Below are 6,285 nucleotides of genomic sequence, written 5' to 3'. Positions count from 1 at the left end.
GTCAGCTGCCGGTCCACCAGCGCCGCCGGGGGCTCGTCGTCCATCTCGAAGCCCATGGGGAACGGCGCGTGCCCGGCCAGTCGGAACCACCGCACCTTGCGGTGCCGCCGCAACGCCCGCGCGGCGCCCACGGCGTCGTTGTGGAAGCGCCGTGCCATGGGCACGCGCCGGACCGCCTGCGCCAGTTCCTGGGCGGCAGCTTCGCCGCCGGGTGCCGCACGGACCCCCTCGACCTGCTCGCTGTCCGAGAAGACCGCACGGAGCGCCTGGCTCAGGTCGCTCTCGGCGACCTCACGCTGTTCCTCCTCCGCCTGCCGGGCCGCATGCGCCGCCTCATAGAGCACGATGGAGGCGGCCGGGTCGAGCACGCCTGCCGTGGCGAGTTCCTGGGCGACGGAGGCGCGGCGCAGCAGCTGCGCGTCGAGGGCGGCGCGGGTGGCGTCGATCCGGGCGTGCAGCCGGTCGAGCCGCCCTGCCGTCCAGCTCAGGTAGAGGCCCACGGCCACCAGGACAACCGCGATCCAGATCAGTGTGGTCACGGGCGGCAGGCTACCGGGGCGCCCTGCCGGGGCCCGGACGAGGCCGCGGTGTCCCGGGCGCGCGCCTCAGGCCGTGGTGTGGCCCTCAGTCCCTGGCGAGTCCGAACCGTGCACGCAGCCCGGTGGCGCGCTCGTCCTCGGCCACCGAAGCCGCGCCGTCCGTGACGGTCTCGTAGACGGCGAGGATGTCCGCGCCCACCACGGACCAGTCGAAGCGCCTGACGTGCGCGCTGCCGCGCTTGCACAGCTCCGCGCGGCGTGCCTCGTCGCCGAGCAGCCGCACCGCTGCCTCGGCCAGTGCGTCCGCGTCCTCGTTGGCGAACAGCTCGCCTGCCGCACCGTGGTCCAGTACCTGGGCGAACGCGTCGAGATCGGAGGCGAGCACGGGTGCCCCGGCGGACATCGCCTCCACCAGGATGATGCCGAAGCTCTCGCCTCCGGTGTTGGGCGCGACGTAGAGGTCGACGCTGCGCAGCAGGCGTGCCTTGTCCTCGTCGCTGACCATGCCGAGGAACTCGACGTTGCCGCGCATCTCGGCGGGCAGGTTCTCGACGGCCTCCTGCTCGTCGCCGCGGCCGGCCACCAGGAGGCGGGTGCCGGGCCGGGCGGCCAGGATCTTGGGGAGGGCCTTCATCAGCACGGGCAGGCCCTTGCGCGGCTCGTCGATGCGCCCGATGAAGCCGATCGTGCCCCCCGGTGGTGCCCCGTCGGCCTTCCCGGTCTGGCGCGACTGCCATTCGGGGCGCGGCTCCGCACGCGCGAAGAAGTCGACGTCGACGCCGTTGGGGATGACGACGGCGTCCCCGCCGAGATGTTCGACGAGGGTGCGCCGGGCGTACTCGCTGACCGCGATACGAGCACTGATCTTCTCCAGGGCGTGCTGGAGCAGCGCATACGCGGCGATCATGGCCTTGGAGCGCGGGTTGGACGTGTGGAAGGTGGCCACCATCGGCCCCTGGGCAGCCCAGCAGGTCAGCAGGCCCAGCGAGGGGGAGCTGGGCTCGTGGATATGGATGACGTCGAAGGCTCCGTCGTGCAACCAGCGGCGCACCCGCGCGGCCGACAGGAAGCCGAAGTTGAGCCGGGCCACCGAGCCGTTGTACGGGACGGGCACGGCGCGGCCCGCGGAGACCACGTACGGCGGCAGGGGGGTGTCTTCGTCGGCTGGCGCGAGCACGGAGACCTGGTGACCCGCGCCGATCAGGTGGTCGGCCAGGTCGCGGATGTGGAACTGCACCCCGCCGGGGACGTCCCAGGAGTACGGGCAGACGATGCCGATCTTCACGGTGACTCCCCGTCCTGCCCGGCGGCGCCGGCGCGTGCGGACTGCCCGTCGCGGTCGGCGGCGGGTCGCTTGGCCGGGTCGAGATCGGCGATCCAGAGGCGTTGCAGCATGTGCCAGTCCTCCGGGTGCTCGGCGATGCCCGCGGCGTACGCGTCGGCGAGCGCCTGTGTCATGACGGCGGCCTTCTCCAGCCGGTTTCCCGTCTTGGGGACCTCGACGGGCGGATGCAGCCGGCCCTGCATGACGGCCGTCTCGTCGTACCAGAGGCTGACCGGCAGCAGCAGGGCGCCGGTCTGCTGCGCGAGCAGCGCGGGGCCGGCCGGCATGCGGGCGCGCTCCCCGAAGAAGCTCACCTCGATCCCGGAGGCCGACAGGTCGCGGTCGGCGACCAGGCAGACCAGCCCGCCGGCGCGCAACCGGCGTGCCAGGGTGCCGAAGGCGGCGCCGCCGGTGTGCGGGAGCACTTCCATGCCGAGGCTCGCGCGGTAGGCGACGAACCGGTCGTAGAGGGTCTCCGGCTTGAGCCGTTCCATGACGGTGGTGAAGGGCGTTTCGAGCTTGGTGGTGACCCAGGCGCCGGCCAGGTCCCAGTTGCCCTGGTGGGGCAGGGCCAGGATGACGCCGCGGTCCGAGGCCAGCCCGTCCGTGAGGTAGTGGACGTCCTTCGGGTCGAAACCGTGTTTGATCCGCTCCGCGCTCCACACGGGCAGCCGGAAGGACTCCATCCAGTACCGCATGTAGGAGCGCATACCCGCTCTGGTGAGCTCGCTGAGCTCGGCGGGACCGGCTTCGGGCCGCACCCGCGCCAGATTGCTCTCCAGCCGCCGCACGCCCGCGCCACGCTTCTTCCAGGCGGCATCGGCGATCGTGCGGCCGAGCCGTACGGCGACGGGCTCGGGGAGCCGCTTGACGGTGCCCCAGCCGACTCCGTAGAGGGCGTCGACCAGGTGTTCCTCGGCACGCCGCGGCAGGCTCCGCAGGGCCTGGCCGGTGGTGGCGGTGGTCGCGGTGGCTCCTGCGCCCCGCACGCCGGCCTTCGCCGGGCCGTCCGCGCCGGCCGTGTCGTGGGCGGGGCGCGGTTCCACGGTGCCGTTGGTGCTGTCCGGTTCGCTCATGAAGGGGCCCCGCTGCTCTGCGCCGCAGTGGCGGCGTCCGCCTCGGCGGCCTCCCTGCGGACGGTGACCACCCGCTGGATGAGGGTGATCAGGCTGCCGACGGCGACCACCCACAGGCCGATCGGCAGCAGGATCTGAATGCCCGGGACACCGAACGTGTGCATGCCTGCCAGCCCGGCCAGGACCAGGGTGATCACCAAACGCTCCGCGCGCTCCACCAGACCGTTCACCGCGACCGGCAGCCCGATCGACTCGCCGCGTGCCTTGGTGTAGGACACCACCTGGCCACTGGCCAGGCAGAACAGGGTGACGGCGCACATCATGTCGTTGTCGCCGCGGCCCGCGTACCACAGCGCGAACCCGCTGAAGATGGCGCCGTCGGCGACCCGGTCGAGGGTCGAGTCGAGGAAGGCGCCCCACCGGCTGGAGCGGCCCAGCTGTCGGGCCATGTTTCCGTCGACGAGGTCCGAGAAGACGAACAGCGTGATGACGACCGTGCCCCAGAAGAACTCCCCCCGCGGAAAGAAGACCAGTGCGCCCGCCACCACACCGGCCGTGCCCAGCAGCGTGACCGTGTCGGGGCTGACGCCGCGACGGATGAGGAAGGCGGCGAACGGGGTGAGGACACGCGTGAAGAACGCACGCGCGTACTTGTTCAGCATGGTTTTCCCGAGGGTCCGTAGGCCGGGCGGCCCCTGCTGGCCGCCGGATGGCCCATCGTAGCCACGCCCGCCGAGGGGCGACGGACGGGCACCCGAGGCCGTCGGGATGCGGTACGACGTATGGACGCACCCGGAAGGGAGTGAAAAGCTCGAAGGACAACCGCGGGCGCCGCAGGAGCCGCCACCCAACGCGGGCCCCCAGTGCGACCGCGCCAGGCAGGACCTCACCGAGCCGACAACCGGGAGGAACAGCATGGGCGACAAGGCGAACACCCATTCCGGGGCCGCCGGCAGGGCGGCGACGGCCGGCCACCCCACGTCCGTACGGAACGTGGTGCTGGTCGGCCACAGTGGAGCGGGCAAGACCACCCTGGTGGAAGCCCTCGCACTGACGACAGGGGCAGTGAACCGCGCGGGCCGCGTCGAGGACGGCACGGCGCTCTCCGACTACGACGAGATCGAGCACCGGCAGCATCGCTCGGTACAACTCTCTCTCGTGCCGCTCGAATGGGGCGGCTGCAAGATAAATCTCCTCGACACACCCGGTTACGCGGATTTCGTAGGGGAACTCAGGGCCGGTCTGCGGGCAGCGGACGCGGCCCTTTTCGTTGTCTCGGCCGCTGAAGGGGTCGAGGGGATCGCCGGCGGGCCGCGTGCCGTGTGGGAGGAGTGTGCGGCGGTCGGCATGCCGCGGGCCATCGTGATCACGCACCTGGAGGCCGCGCGCGCCGACTTCGAGGAGATGGCTCGGGCGTGCGCCGAGGCCTTCGGTGCCGACGACCCCGACGCCGTCCTGCCCCTGTACCTACCGCTGTCCGGCGCTCCGGCAGCGGACGGGCACCTACCCGTGACCGGCCTGATCGGCCTGCTGACACAGCGTGTGTACGACTATGCGAACGGTGCACGCGAGGAGCGCGAGCCCGACGCGGCACTGCTGCCGCAGATCGACGAGGCACGTAACCGGCTCATCGAGGGGATCATCTCGGAGAGCGAGGACGAGACCCTCATGGACCGCTATCTGGACGGCGCCGAGATCGACGTCACGACGCTGGTGACGGACCTGGAGAAGGCGGTGGCGCGGGGCGTGTTCCACCCGGTGCTGGCCGCTGCTCCGGCCTCCGAGGGGTCCACCACCGGGCTCGGCACCGTCGAACTGCTGGAGCTGATCACGGGCGGCTTCCCGACACCACTGGAGCATCCGGTACCGGCGGTGACCACACCGCAGGGTGTGTCGCGTCCCACGCCGGTCTGCGATCCGGACGGTCCGCTGATCGCCGAGGTGGTCAAGACCGCGTCCGATCCCTATGTGGGACGCCTGTCGCTGGTGCGGGTCTTCTCCGGCACGCTGCGGCCCGACGAGACGGTGCACGTCTCCGGGCACGACCTGGCCGACCGGGCCCTCGGCAACGGTTCGGGCAACGGCTCCCTGCACGAGGCCGACGAGCGCATGGGTGCCTTGACGGCGCCGTTCGGAAAGCAGCAACGGCCGCTGGCCGAGTGCGTCGCGGGCGACCTGGCGTGTGTGGCGAAGCTGGCGCACGCCGAGACCGGTGACACCCTCTCGGCCAAGGACTCCCCGCTGCTGATGGAGCCGTGGGACATGCCCGATCCCCTGCTGCCGCTGGCCATCGAGGCGCACAGCAAGGCCGACGACGACAAGCTCTCCCAGGGCCTGGCCCGGCTGGTGGCCGAGGATCCGACGATGCGTCTGGAGCAGAACCAGGACACCCACCAGCTCGTGCTGTGGTGCCTGGGCGAGGCGCACGCGGACGTGGCCCTGGAGCGACTGCGCAACCGCTACGGCGTCCAGGTCGACCTGGTGCCGCACAAGGTGGCCCTTCGGGAGACCTTCGCGGCCAGGTCGGCGGGGCGTGGCCGGCATGTGAAGCAGTCGGGCGGTCACGGGCAGTTCGCGATCTGCGAGATCGAGGTGGATCCGTTGCCCGGCGGCAGGGGCATCGAGTTCGTGGACAAGGTGGTCGGCGGTGCGGTGCCGCGGCAGTTCATCCCGTCCGTGGAGAAGGGCATCCGCGCCCAGGCGGCGAAGGGTGTCGCGACCGGCAGTCCGCTGGTGGACGTGCGGGTCACGCTGCTCGACGGCAAGGCGCACTCGGTGGACTCCTCCGACGCCGCGTTCCAGACGGCGGGCGCACTCGCGCTGCGGGAGGCCGCAGCGGACGCCCGGATCCATCTGCTGGAGCCGGTCGCCGAGGTACGGGTGCTGGTGAGCGACGCCTACGTGGGCGCGGTGATGAGCGATCTGTCGGGTCGCCGCGGTCGGGTCGTCGGCACCGAGCAGGCAGCGGGCGGTCGCACCCTGATCCGCGCCGAGGTCCCCGAGATCGAGATCAGCCGGTACGCGATCGATCTGCGCTCGCTGTCACACGGCACGGCGCGGTTCAGCCGCGAGTACGTCCGGCATGAACCGATGCCGCCGCAGGTCGCGGAGCGCATCCGGGACAAGGCCGTCCAGGCGGCGTGACCCGCCGGCCGCCCGGCCGACTCCCCCCGTGGCCGGGCGGCTTTCACTCGTCCGAGTGACCTTCACCCGGTCGTGCGAGGCCTGCCCGGCTGCTGACGGTGTCCCGATCGTGGGGTGTGGGGCGTGAGTGCCTGGTGGTTTCCCGACGCGCGCCCGGCTCACCTCCGTCGGCCGGACGTGCGCTGGCTGGGCGCCGGCGCAA

Annotated in this window: 5 protein-coding genes; 1 reads left to right on the top strand and 4 read right to left on the bottom strand. The window is 71.9% G+C overall.

Annotation, left to right across the window (positions count from 1 at the left end; all coding sequences use genetic code 11):
- The 4 genes from NQO67_RS27360 to pgsA form a co-directional block, all read right to left on the bottom strand.
- On the bottom strand, positions 1 to 548 hold a 548-nt coding region (locus tag NQO67_RS27360), incomplete at its 3' end, for a LemA family protein (RefSeq protein WP_255952954.1).
- Positions 549 to 624: 76 nt separating this feature from the next.
- Positions 625 to 1,824, bottom strand: coding sequence for a glycosyltransferase family 4 protein (locus NQO67_RS27355; protein WP_255952928.1), 1,200 nt, complete (start codon positions 1,822 to 1,824; stop codon positions 625 to 627).
- Positions 1,821 to 2,939 carry a phosphatidylinositol mannoside acyltransferase gene (locus NQO67_RS27350; protein WP_255952927.1) on the bottom strand — a complete coding sequence of 373 codons (1,119 nt, stop codon included), beginning with the start codon at positions 2,937 to 2,939 and terminating at the stop codon, positions 1,821 to 1,823. The genes NQO67_RS27355 and NQO67_RS27350 overlap by 4 nt, the downstream gene beginning before the upstream one ends.
- Positions 2,936 to 3,601, bottom strand: coding sequence for a phosphatidylinositol phosphate synthase (gene pgsA / locus NQO67_RS27345; RefSeq protein WP_255952926.1), 666 nt, complete (start codon positions 3,599 to 3,601; stop codon positions 2,936 to 2,938). The genes NQO67_RS27350 and pgsA overlap by 4 nt, the downstream gene beginning before the upstream one ends.
- Before the next feature lie 253 nt (positions 3,602 to 3,854).
- Between pgsA and NQO67_RS27340 the strand changes: the two genes are divergently transcribed.
- Positions 3,855 to 6,083 (top strand): elongation factor G-like protein EF-G2, encoded by a 2,229-nt coding sequence (locus NQO67_RS27340; RefSeq protein ID WP_255952925.1) that lies wholly within the window; start codon positions 3,855 to 3,857, stop codon positions 6,081 to 6,083.
- The last annotated feature ends 202 nt before the right edge of the window (positions 6,084 to 6,285 follow it).

Source organism: Streptomyces odontomachi (assembly GCF_024435355.1).
Classification (GTDB): Bacteria; Actinomycetota; Actinomycetes; order Streptomycetales; family Streptomycetaceae; genus Streptomyces; species Streptomyces odontomachi.
Note: the sequence above shows the minus strand (reverse complement) of the source record. Positions and strands in the feature narration are given on the sequence as shown.